This is a genomic window from Wenzhouxiangella sediminis (assembly GCF_003410055.1).
GTDB classification, from domain to species: Bacteria; Pseudomonadota; Gammaproteobacteria; order Xanthomonadales; family Wenzhouxiangellaceae; genus Wenzhouxiangella; species Wenzhouxiangella sediminis.
This window is the reverse complement of the sequence record NZ_QUZK01000045.1, coordinates 1-16,659: the sequence shown is the minus strand read 5'-3', so window position 1 is coordinate 16,659 and position 16,659 is coordinate 1. Positions and strand designations below refer to the sequence as shown.

The 16,659-nt window shown below is 65.0% G+C and carries 12 protein-coding genes and 1 pseudogene; 7 read left to right on the top strand and 6 right to left on the bottom strand.

Features of this window, described 5'->3' with window-relative positions:
• Positions 1-136: 136 nt before the first annotated feature.
• The 4 genes and pseudogenes from DZC52_RS12200 to DZC52_RS12180 all read right to left on the bottom strand — a co-directional run.
• Positions 137-1,759: pseudogene (locus tag DZC52_RS12200) on the bottom strand (bifunctional sulfate adenylyltransferase/adenylylsulfate kinase); the annotation flags it as partial.
• 294 nt (positions 1,760-2,053) lie between these two features.
• On the bottom strand, positions 2,054-2,569 hold the full coding sequence (locus DZC52_RS12195; RefSeq protein ID WP_116651427.1) for a helix-turn-helix transcriptional regulator: 516 nt from the start codon (positions 2,567-2,569) through the stop codon (positions 2,054-2,056).
• A gap of 323 nt (positions 2,570-2,892) precedes the next feature.
• Positions 2,893-3,228, bottom strand: a complete 336-nt coding sequence (locus DZC52_RS12185) for a MarR family EPS-associated transcriptional regulator (protein ID WP_281268757.1) — start codon at positions 3,226-3,228, stop codon at positions 2,893-2,895.
• Between the two features lie 578 nt (positions 3,229-3,806).
• A complete protein-coding gene (locus DZC52_RS12180) occupies positions 3,807-4,907 on the bottom strand; it encodes a glycosyltransferase (protein ID WP_116651425.1) in 1,101 nt (366 codons plus the stop codon).
• 79 nt (positions 4,908-4,986) lie between these two features.
• Here DZC52_RS12180 and DZC52_RS12175 point away from each other — a divergent pair, with 79 nt between their 5' ends.
• Together DZC52_RS12175 and DZC52_RS15865 are read left to right on the top strand one after the other, a co-directional pair.
• On the top strand, positions 4,987-5,706 hold the full coding sequence (locus DZC52_RS12175) for a hypothetical protein (protein WP_116651424.1): 720 nt from the start codon (positions 4,987-4,989) through the stop codon (positions 5,704-5,706).
• Between the two features lie 30 nt (positions 5,707-5,736).
• Positions 5,737-6,921 (top strand): collagen-like domain-containing protein, encoded by a 1,185-nt coding sequence (locus DZC52_RS15865; RefSeq protein WP_147307691.1) that lies wholly within the window; start codon positions 5,737-5,739, stop codon positions 6,919-6,921.
• A 469-nt stretch (positions 6,922-7,390) separates the two neighbouring features.
• On the opposite strand, the gene glmS is transcribed toward DZC52_RS15865, so the two are convergent.
• Together glmS and DZC52_RS12160 are read right to left on the bottom strand one after the other, a co-directional pair.
• Entirely contained in the window at positions 7,391-9,223 is a 1,833-nt protein-coding gene (glmS, locus tag DZC52_RS12165; RefSeq protein ID WP_116651423.1) for a glutamine--fructose-6-phosphate transaminase (isomerizing), read from the bottom strand.
• Between the two features lie 318 nt (positions 9,224-9,541).
• Positions 9,542-10,054 carry a transcription termination/antitermination NusG family protein gene (locus DZC52_RS12160; RefSeq protein ID WP_116651422.1) on the bottom strand — a complete coding sequence of 171 codons (513 nt, stop codon included), beginning with the start codon at positions 10,052-10,054 and terminating at the stop codon, positions 9,542-9,544.
• A 414-nt stretch (positions 10,055-10,468) separates the two neighbouring features.
• On the opposite strand from DZC52_RS12160, the gene DZC52_RS12155 reads away from it, so the two are divergent.
• The 5 genes from DZC52_RS12155 (at position 10,469) to DZC52_RS12135 (ending at position 16,334) form a co-directional block, all read left to right on the top strand.
• A complete protein-coding gene (locus DZC52_RS12155) occupies positions 10,469-10,711 on the top strand; it encodes a hypothetical protein (protein ID WP_116651421.1) in 243 nt (80 codons plus the stop codon).
• Positions 10,689-11,171: a PIN domain-containing protein gene (locus DZC52_RS12150; RefSeq protein WP_116651420.1), complete on the top strand. Its 483-nt coding sequence runs from the start codon at positions 10,689-10,691 to the stop codon at positions 11,169-11,171. Before DZC52_RS12155 ends, DZC52_RS12150 begins: the two co-directional genes overlap by 23 nt.
• 83 nt (positions 11,172-11,254) lie before the next feature.
• Positions 11,255-12,001, top strand: a complete 747-nt coding sequence (locus tag DZC52_RS12145) for an electron transfer flavoprotein subunit beta/FixA family protein (protein WP_116651419.1) — start codon at positions 11,255-11,257, stop codon at positions 11,999-12,001.
• The gene (locus DZC52_RS12140) at positions 12,001-12,939 is read left to right on the top strand and encodes an electron transfer flavoprotein subunit alpha/FixB family protein (protein ID WP_116651418.1); all 939 of its coding nucleotides are present in this window, start codon (positions 12,001-12,003) and stop codon (positions 12,937-12,939) included. Before DZC52_RS12145 ends, DZC52_RS12140 begins: the two co-directional genes overlap by 1 nt.
• Before the next feature lie 338 nt (positions 12,940-13,277).
• Positions 13,278-16,334 (top strand): ligand-binding sensor domain-containing diguanylate cyclase, encoded by a 3,057-nt coding sequence (locus DZC52_RS12135; RefSeq protein WP_147307690.1) that lies wholly within the window; start codon positions 13,278-13,280, stop codon positions 16,332-16,334.
• The last annotated feature ends 325 nt before the right edge of the window (positions 16,335-16,659 follow it).

The window sequence follows — 16,659 nt, the reverse complement described above, 5'->3', positions numbered from 1 at the left end:
GGTGTTTTGGTTTTTTGGTTCATTGGTGTCGCCGGTGGGCGAAGGTTTCAGGTTTCAGGTTTCAGGAACTTCTCTTCGGCTCGCCTGCGGCTTTGCCGGGGTGATGCGTTGCGCTGCGCTTCACGCATCCTACGAGTTATGGGTTTGTATCGACAGCGAGGTAGCCCAGGTGTTCCAGTTTGAGGAGGATTTGCTGGACGGCTTTTTCCGGGTGCATTTCGGTGGTGTCGATTTGCATTTCGGGGTTTTCCGGTTCCTCGTAGGGGTCGGAGATGCCGGTGAATTCCTTGATGATGCCTTGTCTTGCCTTCTTGTAGAGGCCTTTTCGGTCTCTTTGTTCGCACACTTCCAGGGGCGTGGCCACATGGACTTCGATGAAGCCGCCGTGGGGTTCGATCATTTCGCGCACTTCGCGTCTCGTTGCGGTGTAGGGCGCGATGGGGGCGCACAGGGCGATGCCGCCGTTTTTGGTGATTTCGCTGGCGACGAAGCCGATGCGCAGGATGTTGAGGTTGCGGTGTTCCTTGGAGAAGCCCAGCTCGCTCGAGAGGTTCTTTCTCACGATATCGCCGTCGAGCAGGGTGATCTGGCGCCCGCCCAGTTCCATCAGCTTGACCTGCAATGCATTCGCCAGGGTGGACTTGCCCGAGCCCGACAGGCCGGTGAAGAACACGGTAAAGCCCTGTTGGGCGCGCGGCGGGTGGGTGCGGCGCAGTTCGGCGACGACTTCCGGATAGCTGAACCACTCGGGGATGTCCAGGCCTTCGCTCAGGCGGCGGCGCACTTCGGTGCCGGAGATCTCGCGTACCTGGTCGTCGGGGCCGATCTCGTCGACGGGGACGTACTGGGCGCGGGTTTCCAGGTACTTCATTTCGCGGAAGGGCACCATCTCGATGCCGATCTCGTCGCGGTGCTCGGTGATCAGTTCCTGGGCGTCGTAGGGGCCGTAGTAGCCCTCGCCGGTGGCCGGGTTGCGCGGGCCGGCGTGGTCGCGGCCGACGATGAAGTGCGTGCAGCCGTGGTTGGCGCGGATCAGCGCGTGCCACAGGGCTTCCCTGGGGCCGCCCATGCGCATGGCCAGGTTGAGCAGCGACAGGGCGGTGGTCTGCTCGGGGTAGCGCTTGAGGATGTGCTCGTAGCACCTGACCCGGGTGTAGTGGTTGACGTCGTTGGGCTGGGTCAGGCCCACCACCGGATGAATCAGCAGGTTGGCCTCGATCTCGCGCGCGGCGCGGAAGGTGAGCTCCTGGTGGACGCGGTGCATGGGGTTGCGCGTCTGGAAGGCGATGACGCGTTCCCAGCCGCGTTTTTCGAACAGGGCTTTCAGCTCCGCCGGGGTGTGGCGCAGGTGCGGAAAGTCGTAGTGCAGGGGCGGCTGGACCAGGTGGACCCTGCCGCCGACGTAGTAGGAATGCGTGCGCTCGAGCAGCCGGGCCACGCCGGGGTGGTTGCTGTCGGTGGTGCCGAACACGGCATCGGCTTCGGCCCTCAGGTCGGGCTGCCAGATGTCGCCGACGGTCAGGGTGGCCAGCAGCACGCCCTCGCGGTCGCGCAGGCCCAGGGTCTGGCCGGCGTCCAGGCGGGTGGCGGTGGTCTCGGGGATGTCGAGCATCACCGGCATGGGCCACAGGGCGCCGTTTTCCAGGCGCATGTCGGCCAGCACGGATTCGTAGTCGGCCCGGTTCAGGAAGCCCGTCAGCGGGGTGAAGGCGCCGTTGGTCAGCAGCTCCAGGTCGCAGAGGTGGCTGGGGCTTAGGTCGAGGTCCACATCGGGGGCTTCGACTGGGCGCTGGTGGCCGGTTGGGTGGTGGTGCGGGTTGGGCACGGGGTTAGGTTTCAGGTTTCAGGTTTCAGGTTTCAGGTTTCAGGTTTCAGGGTTCAGGGTTCAGGGTTCAGAAAAACCAGGGGTTCCGGGTTCGGGGTTCCGGAAAATGAGGCTCGGCTCGCCTTTGGCTTTGCCGGAGAGTGTGTTGACGTCAAAGCGCCCCCGGTTCGAATTGATTGCGGCCCATTTCGTCGAAGCCTTCAGGTAGCTCTTCTGAGTCAGCGAGTTTCAGGCTGTTGCGGTTTGTTGCGGTGCGTAAATCTGGGCTTGCTGGTTCTGAATTTGCGTATTCAGGCGAAGCGTCTGTTGGGATATGGCGCGTAGTGCCTCGGTGACTTCGTACCGCCTTTCATGATCGAGCCAATCCAGCATGGGCGCCAAGTGCCAGAGGGACGGGTTGCCGCAATGTGCCGGGCGCGGGAAGTCGTGCCTTGACTGCATGAGCTTGCGCAGCGCTTGTCTCGAAATGCCTGCGATTTCGGCGATTTCAGTCAGGCCGACCAAGTCAGGGGTCGCCTCGATGAGCTCTGCGTCTGGAAGTGCGGACTCGACGTCACGCATGGCGGAGTTCACGGCATCCATTGCGCTGTTGGCTTCGCGATCGAATTCCAGCGCGATGCGGCCCGGGTGCCCAAGGCCGATCATCGCATCGTCGCAGCCCGCTTCTGCCAGGGTCTCGATCAACTCATCCGTTTCGGTGAGCTTCTCAGGAAGCCTGTAGATCAGTGAGAAGTTGTACATCATGAGTCTGGCTCCTCTTCATCCGATCCTGTGCATTTGTCGACCACTCGAAGAATCTGTTTCGCGTGGCCCGCCGGGTTTCTCGGCGTCGACCAGATGCTGGCAATGCAGAAAACGCCACAGCGACACTCAGGGTCGTTGTATGGGCAGAACATTCGGCCCCAGCAGTGGCCGCCTTTGCTCAGCTCGATGCGCCATCCTTGTGACTCGGCATGCCTGATGGCGTGCTCGATCTCTTTGTTGGGGTGGCTCTTTCTCAATCCGTATAGTGAGGCCACTTAAAGGGGGTTGTCAAGCGACAACCAGCGTGCCTCCGCGGCATCCGCCTACCCGGTGATTTCTTCGCGGAGGCGGGCGATTTCTTCTGTTAGGGCCTGGTGTTCCTTGATCTTGCGTTTGAGGAAGCGTTTGGTCAGGCCGGCTTTTTCCTTGAGGCCGTGTGGCGTCAGTTGGTAGAAGTAGCGGGCCTTGTGCTGGCTGCGCCGGAAGTTGGCGGTCTTGATGAGGCCCTTGTCGACCAGGGCGCGCAGGCAGTAGTTGGCCTTGCCCAGGCTGATGCCGAGCTCGCCGGCGAGCTCGCGCTGGGTCATTTCCGGATGGCGCGACAGGGCGCGGAGGATCTGGAAACGGGTTTCGGGACTGGGGGAAGGGCTTTCGGGCACGCTACCGCCATTGGGTGCGGCCCCAATGGCCCTCGGAAATGAAGCTCTGCAAAACTACTGCGCGTGCGCCTGACGGCGTCCGGCGGTACTCGGGATCCTCATGTATTTCTACATACACTCCGGTCCCTGCGTTCCGGCGGCCACCGTCAGCCGCCCGCTCGCTACGTTTTGCAAAGCTTCATTGTGTGCAATTTTCGGGGTTTGTTCAAGGTTGAACAAACCCGGGCGTAACACCGGGGGGATGAATATGCGGATGTTCTGATTGAAATAGGAAAAACGCTGGACTCGGAAGTCCCCCCGTTTTTTCCAGCGCCGGGTTCAGTTTAGGCAGCTGGGATTGGGGTGTCAATGGAGTGGGTAGGTTTCAGGTTTCAGGGTTCAGGTTTCAGGAAAACATTTGACTTCGTCGCCCCGGACCTGATCCGGGGCCTTCTCTAAGCTGGCGTCTTCGGTTGAGAGGTCCCGGATCGGGGTCCGGGACGACGCTGTGCGTCGCCTTGAGCCGGGGCCTTCCATCGGTTGGTGCCTTCGGTGGGGGAGGTCCCGGATCGGAGTCCGGGACGACGCTTTGCGTCGGTTCAGGGGTTTTGGAAGAACTGGAGATTCTTTTGGATTCTGGGGCGTTCTGTTTCTGGGAGGTTGGGGTTTTTCAGGAGTTGTTCGGCGAGGGTTCGGGCGGTTTCTGTGTCGCCAAGCCAGTAGCTGGCTACGGCAAGTTCGTCGTGGGCTCGCCATTGGTAGGCGCCGGCGTCGACGAAGAGGATGTCGTCGGGGCGGGGGGTGGCGGCGGCGCGTCGGGCGAAGAGGTGGGCGGCGGCGTGCTGGTTGCGTTGGCGGTGGATGCGGGCGAGTTCAACCAGGGGTTCGGCGCGTTGCGGGCGCTGGTTCCAGGCGGCCAGGTAGGCTTCGACGATTTCGGCATGGGCGGCGCCGATGCGTTCGAGCGCGCGGGCGGCCTCGTAGAAGGCGCAATAGACTTCTTCGTCCCAGCTGCCCATTTGGGCGCGTTTGCGGTAGGCGGCCAGGGCGCGCTGGTCTTCGCCGGCGTCGCGCAGGCTCTGGGCCAGGTAGAACTGGTAGCGAGCGTTATCGGGTTCGGTCTCCAGGGCCCGGGCGAGAATTTCCGCGTCCTTCAGGTATTTCTGCCGCTTGGGTTGGCGGTTGCGCGCGCTGTCGAAGTGGCCCACTTGCGCCAGGCCTTCGATGGGCGCCTGTTCGAAGGGCTCGTCGCTGGCCAGGTGTTCGTGCAGCACGCCCTCGAAGCGCCAGGGATGCCCGGATTGGAGCAGCCGCGGCAGGAAGAACTCGTTGCCGCCGCCGGGGCGCTGGCGAATCTGCCAGGCCTGGATGCGCGCCTCGTCGGGGATGGCGAAGTCGTCTTCGACGATCAGTTCCTCGTCGGCGTCGATCAGCAGTAGCCAGTCGCCCTGACCGCGGGCCAGCGCCAGGGCTTCGCTGCGGTTGTGGCCGAAGTCGACCCACTGGCGATGGTGTAGTTCGCCGGGTAGGTCGGCGAGGGCCTGCTCGATGATCTGCGCGGTGTCGTCGGCCGACCCGGTGTCGACGATGCACCAGCGCGTGATCAGCGGGCGCACGGACTTCAGGCAGCGCTCGATGACGTGCGCTTCGTCTCGCACGATCATTACCAGGCAGATGTCGGGTTGTCGGGCGGCCGCCATGCTGTTGCGTGTTGTCTTGTCTGGTCGAGTCGGTTCGGATAGTCTTATTGCAGAGGGTACTCAACGCAAGGGGATAGTCTTGACCAAGCGATTTCTGATTCTGGCGACCGCGCTCGCTCTGTCGGTTGCCGCGCCTTGCTGGGCGGGTGTTTCCGTCGGCAGTGGCGGTTCCATTTCCCTGGGGCAGGGCACAATCGATCTCGGCGGCGGCGACCTGGCCATCGACGGGCAGTTCAACGTGGCCGGCGGCTCGGTGTTCGGTGCCGGCAATGTCCTGATCAACGGCACGCTCGAGGGCGGCAGCGGTCCGCTCGAAGTGCTGGGCGACTGGATCAACAACGGCAGCTTCAATGCCGGCACCGGTTCGGTGCAGTTGCTCGACGATACCGGTTCCACCGCGCAGGTGGGCGGTAGTTCGACCTTCCATGCGCTGTCGATGACCAGTTCGGCCGGCGGCGCCTTCGTGCTCGAAAGCGGGCAGGCTCAGCGCGTGCTCTCTTCGCTGACCATCCAGGGCAGCGGCTCGCCGGTGCAGATCCGCAGCAGCAATCCACCGCAGGCGGCCGAGCTGGTGCTCGAGCGCGGCGGCAGCCAGAACATTTCCAACGTCGGGGTTTCCGACGTTCACGCCACGGGTGAGCACCTGGCGCCCCAGCAGAGCAACCAGGGCGGCACCGGCAATGCCTTCGGCTGGTTCGGCATCGGCATCCTGGCCGTGCCCACCTTGTCGCTGGGTGGCCTGATTCTCCTGATCCTGGCGTTCTTCGGCGTGGCGCTATTGCGCCGCGGCGGCGCCTGACCCGTATCGATTTAAAGAGGGATTGATTCCATGAAACGAGCCTTGCGCTATACCCCGCTGGCGGCAGCCATGACCGCCGCCCTGTTCGCCCACAACGCCAGCGCGCAGAACGACGTGGTCGTTCAGGCGCCGCCGGGCGGCACGGTGCAGATCCAGGATTCGGCGGGCAACACCGTCTATCTGCAAGTCAACGACGATGGCACGCTGATCCTGCCGGGCATCGAGGGTGATACCGAGCAGACTTCCGTGCTGTGTTTCGAGGCCGGCACCGGTGTGCTCGGGCCGTGTACCGCCACCGCTGCAATCGGGCCGACTGGTCCCACGGGCCCGACCGGTCCGATGGGCCCCACGGGGCCGACCGGTGCGCAGGGCCCGACGGGGCCCACCGGTGCGCAGGGCCCGACGGGCCCAATGGGGCCGACCGGCGCCATGGGCCCGACGGGGCCGCAGGGTGTTCAGGGCCCGACCGGGCCAATCGGTCCTGCCGGTCCGACGGGCCCGACCGGACCGCAGGGGATTCAGGGCGATACCGGCCCTGCCGGCGCTCAGGGGCCGACCGGACCGCAGGGAATGACGGGCGATACCGGGCCGATGGGTCCGATGGGTCCCATGGGCCTGCCCGGACCGCCGGGGCCGATCGGTCCCATGGGCCCGCCCGGGCCGCAAGGTGTGCAGGGCGATACCGGTCCCGCCGGCGCCCAGGGCCCGACCGGTCCGCAGGGGCCGACGGGTGCAGCCGGCCCGACCGGCCCGACGGGACCGTCCGGGCGCAACTTCGACGTGCTCATCAATGGCACCTCGATCGACGATGCCTCGCAGGACCTGGCCTACATCGGCTACACCGGCGACGGTCTGGCCTTCCTGACGAACACAAACTATCAGTTCGAGATCATCGACGGCGCGCTCAAGGAAGCCTATCTGCTGTATTCGGGGGCGAATTGCACCGGAACGGTACGCGTCTATGCCGATGCGGGCTTTGGCGGGGTCGCGCTTCCGGGCGAGATATTCCAGGCCAGCGGCACGGTGTACTACGTGGACGACGCGGCCGCCACGCCTGATTTCGCCTACGCGTCGTACTTCGACTATGTGAACGGCGCTTGCAACAATTCGGCGGGCAACGACCCGGCAGCTGTGTATGCACCGAACAATGCCACCGAAACCGGCTATTCCATCGCCGATCCGGCGAATATGGTGACGACTTTCCAGAGGAACTGACCTGCGGCCGCTGGGGCGGCGTTTTCCGACTTGGCAGCCGTCCGCGATTGTGGGCGGCTGCGCGTCTCAGGTTTCAGGTTTCAGGTTTCAGGTTTCAGGAAAACAACTACGGCGTCGCCCCGGACTTGATCCGGGGCCTTTCATCGGTTGGTGCCTTCGGTGGGGAGGTCCCGGCTCGGAGGCCGGGACGACGCTTCGCGTCAGTTTCAGGGTTCAGGTTTCAGGTTTCAGGTTTCAGGCGGCATCCGTCGACCAGTGGTGGGCGGCTTCGCCGCGAGGGTTTTGGGGCGGGGTGTTCGGGGTTCCGGAAAACCCAATCCGTTGTCCCGGCCGCAGCGAAGCGCATAGCCGGGACTTCCCAAGCGAAGGCACCAATCCACGGAAGGCCCCGGATCAAGTCCGGGGCGACGCCTGGTGTGTTTTTCCTGAAACCTGAAACCTGAAACCTTCTTCCCAACCCCGTCTTCACCTACTCAACGGTTACGGACTTCGCCAGATTCCTCGGCTTGTCCACATCCGTGCCCTTGAGCAGGGCGACGTGGTAGGCGAGGAGTTGGAGGGGGAGGGTGGCGATGATGGGGCTGGTGCCGTCGTTCATGCCGGGGATCTTGAGGTTGATGACGCCTTCGCCGGCTTGCATGTCGACGTTCTCGGCGATGAAGTTGATCAGCTGGCCGCCGCGGGCGCGGACTTCTTCGAGGTTGGATCGCAGTTTGCCCAGCAGGTGGTCGTCGGGGGCGACGGTGACGACCGGCATGTCTTCGTCGACCAGGGCGAGCGGGCCGTGCTTGAGTTCGCCGGCGGGGTAGGCTTCGGCGTGGATGTAGCTGATTTCCTTGAGCTTCAGCGCGCCTTCCAGGGCGATGGGGTAGTGCGTGCCGCGGCCCAGGAACAGGGCGTGCTGCTTGTCGACGAATTCCTCGGCGATGTGCTTGACCTCGTCTTCGAGCTCGAGCACGACTTCCATGTGGCGCGGCAGGGCGCGCAGGGTGGCGACGGCTTTTTCCTCGTCGGCCTTGTCCAGGCGGCCGCGGGCGCGGCCCAGGGCCAGGGCCAGCCAGTACAGGGCGGTGAGCTGGGTGGTGAAGGCCTTGGTGGAGGCCACGCCGATTTCGATGCCGGCCTGGGTAAGCAGCCGCAGGCCTGATTCGCGCACCAGGGTGGAGCCGGGCATGTTGCACAGCGCCAGGGTCTGCAGGTAGCCGTTCTCCTTGGCGAATCTCAACGCCGCCAGGGTGTCGGCGGTCTCGCCGGACTGCGAGATGCCGATGAACAGGGTGTTGGGCGGCGCGACGGGCTCGCGGTAGCGGTACTCGCTGGCGACTTCCACGTTGACCGGGATGCCGGAGATCGACTCGATCCAGTAGCGCGCCACGAGACCGGCGTGGTAGCTGGTGCCGCAGGCGATGATGTGGATGTTCTCGATCTTCGGCAGGATGGCGTTGGCTTCCGGGCCCAGGGATTCGGTGAGCACGCCGTGAGAACCGAGCTTGTCGGCCAGGGTGTTGGCCACGGCCTCGGGCTGCTCGTGGATCTCCTTGAGCATGAAGTGGCGGTAGTCGCCCTTGTTGGCCACCTGGTCTTCGTGGGCGAAGCGCTCGGGTTCGCGCTGCAGTTCCTTGCCCTTGAGGTCGAACAGGTGCGCGCCCTGGCGGTCGACGCGGGCGAGGTCGCCGTTTTCCAGGTGGATGAAGCGGTCGGTGACCTGCAGCAGGGCCAGGGGGTCGGAGGCGATGTAGTTTTCCTCCGTCGAGATGCCGATGACCAGCGGCGAACCCATGCGCGCCAGGTACAGCGCCTCGGGATCGCTGGGCGTCACCGCGGCCAGGGCGTAGGCGCCCTCCAGGTGCCCCACCGCGTGCGAGAAGGCCTTGGCGAAGTCGTCGTGCTGGTCCATCTCGCGGGCGATCAGGTGGGCGATCACCTCGGTGTCGGTCTCGGATGCGAACTGGAAGCCGGCGGATTTCAGTTCTCGGCGCAGTGCTTCGTAGTTCTCGATGATGCCGTTGTGCACCACCGCCAGGCGGTGGCCCGAGCGGTGCGGATGGGCGTTGGCCTCGGTGGGCTTGCCGTGCGTGGCCCAGCGTGTGTGGGCGATGCCGGTGTGCGATTCCAGCGGATCGGCTTCGAGCGCGTCGGCCAGGGCCTGGACCTTGCCGACGGCGCGGCGCACCTCGATGGCCTCGCCTTCGAGCACGGCAACGCCGGCGGAGTCATAGCCGCGGTATTCCAGGCGGCGCAGGCCTTCGAGAAGGATGGGAGTGATGTTGCGCGCCGAGGTGGCGCCTACGATTCCGCACATGAAAGATTTTTCTCCTGAAAAATTTTTGGGTTTCAGGGTTCAGAGTTCAGGTTTCAGGGGGGCGGAGTGCCACTATGAAAGCTTAGAGGGTCGTCCGGATCGTTGCCCCTTGCTGAACGCGTCTATTTTTGAAGTGTATCGCGGCTGGGGGCTGGGTTTGGAGCGGTATCGAACCGAAGGAGCGATCTCCGGGTTGTGGGAGCGATCTCCAGATCGCAAAGCCCCATTGCCCCTGGCATCGCGGCTTGGAAGCCGCTCCTACATCGGGTGTGCCGTTGGTTTTCCTGAAACCTGAACCCTGAAACCTGAAACCTATCTTCAAACCACCTTCCGAATCGTATCGGCCGGTAGTTCGACTTTTCTTTCGTGCTCGAGCAGTTTGAGCAGGACGACGACGCGGTCCTGGCCGCTTTTGGCCTGGAAGACGGCGCGCAGGCCGGCCATGGCGCCGTCGGTGATTTCGACCTCGTCGTCGGGCCGGATTTCCATCGCGCGGCTCATGTCGACGGCGCCGAGGTCGGTGTGGGTTTCCATCAGGTAGTCGATGAACTCGCTTGGCACGGTCGGAACGCGGTCGCCGAATCGCACCAGGCCGATGGCGCCGCGCGTGGAGCGAATGGTGCTCCAGTCCTCGGCGTAGGCGCGAAGGTTCACGAACAGGTAGCGCGGGAACATGGGCATGACGCGCAGGCGCGAGCCCCCGCGCGATCGGGTGCGCATTCGGATGCGCGGCAGGAAAACCTCGAAACCCTGGTTTTCCAGGTGTGCTTCGGCCCGCCGCTCCTGGCTGGGTCGACAGAAAACCGCCCGCCACAGGCGTTGATATTGCATGGTCTGCCCCTCGGTGTTGCCTGGTTATCACCCTTTTGCCGCATACAGAATACATTAGCGGTTGGTGGGTGGCTAGGTTCAAGAAAGGGTTCAGGGTTCGGGTTTCAGGTTTCAGGTTTCAGGTTTCAGGTTTCAGGTTTCAGGTTTCAGGTTTCAGGAAAACATGGCTACGCCGTCGCCCCGGACTCGATCCGGGGCCTTTCATCGGTTGGCGCCTTCGGTGGGGAGGTCCCGGATCGGGGTCCGGGACGACGCTGCGCGTCGGTTCAGGTGCCTTCGGTGGGGAGGTCCCGGCTCTCCGCTTCGCTGCGGCCGGGACGACGCTTCGCGTCGGCTTGCGGGGGCCGGGATGATGCTTCGCGTCGGCCTGGGTGGCGATGGACACGAAATTCGTGTTGCACTATATTCGTGTGTATGAAGAACGTGACGATTACGCTTGATGAGGAGACGGCCCGTTGGGCGCGGATCGAGGCGGCGCGGCGGGGGACGAGTGTTTCCAGGCTGGTCGGCGAGATGCTGCGCGAGCGGCGTGAGCTCGAAGAGCGCTTCGAGACGGCGGGGCGACGGTTTCTGGGGCGCGCGCCGGTGCGAATGAAGCGTGCAGAAGATTCTTATCCCACGCGCGAGAGTCTCTATGACCGCGACGTACTTCGTTGACACCAACGTCTTCGTCTACGCGCGCGACTGTAGTGAGCCGGCCAGACACAGCCGAGCGCGCGAGTGGGTGGAGCACCTCTGGACCACTGGAACCGGCCGGCTGAGCACACAGGTGCTCAAGGAGTATTACCAGGTCGTCACCCGGCGCCTGAATCCCGGGCTGTCTCGAGAGGACGCCCGCGCAGACATCCGCGACCTGTTGACCTGGCGCCCCTTAGACGTGTCGGCGGAAGTGCTCGAGCAAGCCTGGTCCATCGAGGATCGATACGGGTTCTCGTGGTGGAATTCGATGATCCTCGCCGCCGCCTGCCACCTGCGCTGCGATTACCTACTGTCGGAAGATCTCCAGAGCGGCCAGGATGTGGATGGGGTCGTCGTGGTTGATCCGTTTGGGACGGCGGTCAATGAGCCCTCGCGGCGAAGCCGCCCCGCATCCCCCAACGTGCCGCCTGAAACCTGAACACTGAAACCTGAAACCTTCTTCAACGCCAAGCCGTTACAATGTGCGCTTCCCAAGTTTCGAGCCCAAACAGGAAGACGCCCATGAAGATTCTGGTCACCCTCAAGCGGGTGGTGGATTACAACGTGCGCGTGCGGGTCAAGAGCGACGGTAGCGGTGTCGAGACCGACGGCGTGAAGATGTCGATCAACCCGTTCGACGAGATTGCGCTGGAAGAGGCGCTGCGGATCAAGGAGCGTGGCGAGGCCGAAGAGGTGATCGTGGCCTCGATCGGCGGCGACGAGGTGCAGCAGCAGCTGCGTACCGGCCTGGCGATGGGCGCCGATCGCGCCATCCAGGTTTCGGCCGATGGCGACGTGCAGCCGCTGACCGCCGCGCGTACCTTCCTCAAGCTGGTCGAGAAGGAAGAGCCCGGCATCGTGTTCCTCGGCAAGCAGGCGATCGACGACGACGCCAACCAGACCGGCCAGATGCTGGCCGCGCTGTGGGACCGGCCGCAGGCCACTTTCGCCTCCAAGGTCGAGCTGGCCGACGGCAAGGCGACTGTGGCGCGCGAGGTCGATTCCGGCCTGGAGACCATCGAGGTGGACCTGCCGGCGGTGCTGACTTCCGACCTGCGGCTGAACGAGCCGCGCTTCGTCAAGCTGCCCGAGATCATGAAGGCCAAGCGCAAGCCGCTCGAGACCCTGTCGCTGGAAGACCTGGGCGTCGAACGCGCCGGCGGCATCGAGGCCGTGTCCTACGAACCGCCCCCGCAGCGCGGCGGCGGCAAGGTGGTCGAGAGCGTCGACGAGCTGGTGTCCGAACTCAAGTCGAAGGGGCTGCTGTAATGTCCAGAGTACTGATCATTGCCGAACACGACGGCGAGAACCTGAGCCCGGCCACGGCCAAGACCCTGACCGGGGCGCTGGGCCTGGGTGTTTCCGATATCGATATCGCGGTGTTTGCCGCCGACCCGTCGGGCGTGGCCGAACAGGCCGCGAAGCTCGAGGGCGTGACGCGCGTGCTGAGCATCGACCATGATGACTTCGAGCATTTCCTGGCCGCGCGCCTGGCGCCGGAAATCAAGGCGCTGGCTGCGGACTATTCCCACATCCTGATGCCGTCGACCACCTACGGCAAGGACGTGCTGCCGCGCGCGGCAGCGCTGATCGGCGTCAACCAGGTTTCCGACATCCAGGAAGTGATCGACGAGCGCACCTTCAAGCGCCCGATCTACGCCTCCAACGCCATCGTCACCGTCAAGGTCGACGAGGGTCAGCCGGTGGTCGCCACCATCCGCACGGCGTCGTTCGCCGCCGCGGGCGAGGGCGGCTCGGCCGAGATCGAATCGCGCGATGCCCAGGCCGAAGACCCGGGCCACACGCGCTGGATCGGCGTCGAAGGCGGCGAGGGCGAAGGCCCGGACCTGTCGACCGCGCCGATCGTGGTCTCCGGCGGCCGTGCCATGGGATCCAGTGAGGGTTTCGACATCATCTACTCGCTGGCCAAGAAGCTGGGCGCGGCCGTGGGCGCCTCGCGCGCGGCGGTGGACGCCGGCTATGTGCCCAACGAACTGCAGGTGGGCCAGACCGGCAAGATCATCGCGCCGGACCTGTACTTCGCCATCGGCATCTCCGGCGCCATCCAGCACCTCACCGGCATCAAGGACGCCGGCACGATCGTGGCCATCAACAAGGACCCCGAAGCGCCGATCTTTGAAGTTGCGGATCTGGGGCTCGTCGGGGATCTGTTCGAGTTGGTGCCGGAGTTGGAAAGCAAGCTTTAGTCGCTTGCTTTAGGTTTCAGGGTTCAGGTTTCAGGTTTCAGGAAAAACAATCGACTTCGTCGCCCCGGACTTGATCCGGGGCCTTCCATCGGTTGACGCCTTCGGTGGGAAGGTCCCGGCTCGGGGGCCGGGACGACGGAGTGGGAAGCTTTCGCGGCGAAGCCGCCCACCAAGCCTATCGGCGCCCGCCCCTGAAACCTGAACACTGAAACCTGAAACCTTTCTCAACCCTGAAACCTCCCCCGCGCCCTCGCGCGGGATTCCCGCTTGGGGTATGCTCAATCCATCGGCTTGGCAGCCGGGGTGAGGGGGTCAACAGGTCTGGAGGGGAGCCAGGGTTGGTCCGGTTTTTCGCGTCATTGCTGGCGGTTTTCGCGGGCATCGTTGCGGCCTTGGGTTGCCTGCCGGCACATGCCCTGGCGCCCGACAAGGCCTTTCACCAATACGTTCGTGACACCTGGAGCATCGAGGAGGGGTTGCCGCAGATTTCGGTGACCGCCCTGGTGCAGGGGCCGGACGGCTATATCTGGGCAGGCACGCAGGCCGGCGTGGCGCGCTTCGACGGCGTGCGCTTCACCAGCTACGATCCGCGTTCCTCGCCCGATATGCCGGGCATGTTCATCCAGGCGCTGTTCGTCGATTCGCAGGACCGCATCTGGACGGGCACCTACAAGGGCGCGGCGGTGTTTCGCGACGGCGGTTTTCACGGTGTCGACGACGGTTTCGGGCGCGAGATCGACGTCTTCCAGTTCGCCGAGACGATGCACGGCGAGCTCCTGCTGGCCTCCGACCAGGGCCTGATGCGCCTGGCCGGCGATGCCTTCAAGCAGCTCGCCGGCGATCCCGGGGATCCGCTGCGCTCGGTGTTCACACACGACGACAGGATTTTCGCCGGCGGCTATGGCGTGATTCATGTCCTGCGCGACGGCGAGTGGCGCGCGATTCCGCTGGACGGGGCGCTCGATTCGGCGCTGGTCAACGATTTCGCCCACTACGACGGCCGGATCTGGGCGGCGACCACGCGCGGCCTGCTCTATCTCGACGAAGACGAGGCCTGGCAGCGCTTCGAAGTGCCCGGTCGTCTCGAGGACCTGGTGATCGAGACCCTGCACGTCGACCGCGACGGCAACTTCTGGCTGGGCGCGGCCGGGCAACTGCTGCGCATTCAGGGCCGGGAGCTGGTCGAGTCGATCTCCGACGAAACGGCCTACGCGCACGGCAGCGTACTGGCCATCGCCGAGGACCACGAGGGCAATCTCTGGCTGGGCTCGCGCTGGGACGGCCTGGCGCGGCTGTGGAACGGCTGGGTGTTCCGCTACGACAAGCCCGAGGGGCTGCACAACAGCCTGGTGTGGTCGGTAGCGCGCGACGAGCAGGGCAGCGTCTGGACCGGCACCATGGACGGCCTGGCGGTGATGCGCAACGGACGCTTCGAGCAACTGGTGGCCGGCAGCGAACAGCCGCATCCGCACGCCTACACCCTGCTGCCCGAAAAGGAGCGGGTGTGGGTGGGCACGCGAACCGGCCTGTACTGGTGGAACCGCGAACAGGCCCGCGTCGAGAAGCCGCCGGCCTTCGGCGTGCTCGACAGCGCGCAGGTCAACGGCATCATTCCGCGCGACGGCGAGTACTGGCTGGCCACCACCGAAGGCGTTTGGCGATGGGACGGCGAGGCGATGCACCGCATGGCGCCCAGCGGCGACCTGGGCGGTCGCGACGTGCGCCTGCTCTACGAGACCCGGGACGGCGAACTGCTGGCCGGCACGCGGCGCGGGCTGCTGTACTGGCACCACGGGCGCTTCCTGCAGATGCGCGGCGTGGCCGAGGGCCGCGACGTGACGGCCATCCAGGAAATGTCGGACGGGCGCATGGTGGTGGGCACGCTCGACGAGAAGCTCTACGTGGGCCGCGACGGGACGTGGCAGGAGTTCGACGAAGACGACGGCCTGCCGGTCAACAGCCCTTTTGCGCTGGGTGAAGCCGACGGCCGGCTCTGGGTGGCCGGTATCCGGGGCATCTACGAACTGGAACTCGACTCGATCCAGCGCTACATCGACGGCGAGATCGACGCGCTGCCGGGGCGGATGGTGCTGCACGAGCGCGGTGACGTGCCGGGCGCCCAGAAGGGCTATTGCTGCAACGGCGCGGGCAACGCCAAGGGTTTCATGCACGACGGTGAGTTCTGGCTGCCCACCCGCGGCGGCATCGTGCACCTGGTGCCCGAGCGCATCCACCGCAATCCCGAGCCGCCGCTGGTGCACGTCGACCGGGTTCGCGTAATGCGCCAGTGGCGCTCGATCGAGCCGGGCGAGTCCTTCGATCTGGCGGCCGACCATCGCGACCTGGCTTTCGGCTTTGCGGTGATGAGCTACCAGGACCCGACCAGCGTGCAACTCGAGTACCGCCTGGAAGGTTTCCGCAACGAATGGCAGCGGCTCGACGAGCCGATGCAGCGCCAGGCGATCTACACCAACCTGCCGGCCGGGCGGTTCACGCTGCAGGTGCGCGCCAGCAACAACGCCGGCGTCTGGATCGAGGAGCCGGCTGCGCTGAGCTTCCGCATCCAGCCCTATGTCTGGGAGACGGTGTGGTTCCAGACCCTGATGCTGTTCATCGTGCTGTTCCTGATCTGGCTGGGCTTCAACTACCGGCTGCGGCAACTGCAGCGCCACCGGCGCGAGCTGGAGGCCACGGTGGCCGAGCGCACCGAGGAACTGCGCGTGGCCAATGAACACCTGCGTGATTACAGCGCCCGCCTGGAAACGGCGAGCATGACCGATCCGCTGACTCGTCTGTGGAATCGCCGCTACCTCCAGTCCCAGCTGCCGGCCGACCTGGCGCACTTCCACCGCGAGCTTTCCAAGCCGCAGTTCAGCGGTTCCGTGATGGCCTTCGCCATCGTCGATATCGACCTGTTCAAGGAGTTCAACGACCGCTACGGTCACGACGTGGGCGACGAAGTGCTCCAGCAGTTCGCGCAGCTGCTTCAGGACCTGGTGCGCACCGGCGACTACGTGGTGCGCTGGGGCGGCGAGGAGTTTCTGATCGTGTTCCGGCCGATGCCGGCCGAGGAAGTGCCTCGGGTGGCCACGCGCATCATCGAGGCCATCGGCACTCACGAGTTCGTGATCGACAGCGGCCGCATCCTGCGCCTGACCGCCTCGATGGGCCTGGCCGAGTACCCGCCCTTCCGCGACACGCCCTCGGCCCTGGACTGGCACCAGACCGTGACGCTTGCCGACAAGGCCCTGCTCTACGTCAAGCAGGAAGGCCGCGACGGCTGGTGCCGCATCAAGCCCACGCCGTGGGTGGAGCCGGTGACCCTGGCCGGGCGGCTGGACCTGCCCCTGACCGAGTTGATCGAGGCCGAGGAGGTTTCGGTGGAGCGGGGGTAGGCCGCTGGCGCGGCGTTGGGAGGTCCCGGATCGGGGTCCGGGATGACGCTTCGCGTCAGTTTCAGGTTTCAGGAGAAGATAACCACATCGTCGCCCCGGCCTTGAGCCGGGGCCTTCCATCTATTGGTGCCTTTGGTTGGAAGGTCCCGGATCGGAGTCCGGGACGACGCTTCGCGTCGGATTGCGGGGTCCGGGACGACGCTTCGCTGCGGCCGGGATGACGCTTCGGGTCAGTTTCAGGTTTCAGGAAAAGATAACCACATCGTCGCCCCGGCCTTGAGCCGGGGCCTTCCATCGGTTGGCGCCTTCGGTGGGGAGGTCCCGG

Coding starts and splice junctions, on each gene's coding strand:
- DZC52_RS12195 (WP_116651427.1), bottom strand. CDS start 2,569: ATGATGTACAACTTCTCACTGATCTACAGGCTTCCTGAGAAGCTCACC.
- DZC52_RS12180 (WP_116651425.1), bottom strand. CDS start 4,907: ATGGCGGCCGCCCGACAACCCGACATCTGCCTGGTAATGATCGTGCGA.
- DZC52_RS15865 (WP_147307691.1), top strand. CDS start 5,737: ATGAAACGAGCCTTGCGCTATACCCCGCTGGCGGCAGCCATGACCGCC.
- glmS (WP_116651423.1), bottom strand. CDS start 9,223: ATGTGCGGAATCGTAGGCGCCACCTCGGCGCGCAACATCACTCCCATC.
- DZC52_RS12160 (WP_116651422.1), bottom strand. CDS start 10,054: ATGCAATATCAACGCCTGTGGCGGGCGGTTTTCTGTCGACCCAGCCAG.
- DZC52_RS12155 (WP_116651421.1), top strand. CDS start 10,469: ATGAAGAACGTGACGATTACGCTTGATGAGGAGACGGCCCGTTGGGCG.
- DZC52_RS12150 (WP_116651420.1), top strand. CDS start 10,689: ATGACCGCGACGTACTTCGTTGACACCAACGTCTTCGTCTACGCGCGC.
- DZC52_RS12145 (WP_116651419.1), top strand. CDS start 11,255: ATGAAGATTCTGGTCACCCTCAAGCGGGTGGTGGATTACAACGTGCGC.
- DZC52_RS12140 (WP_116651418.1), top strand. CDS start 12,001: ATGTCCAGAGTACTGATCATTGCCGAACACGACGGCGAGAACCTGAGC.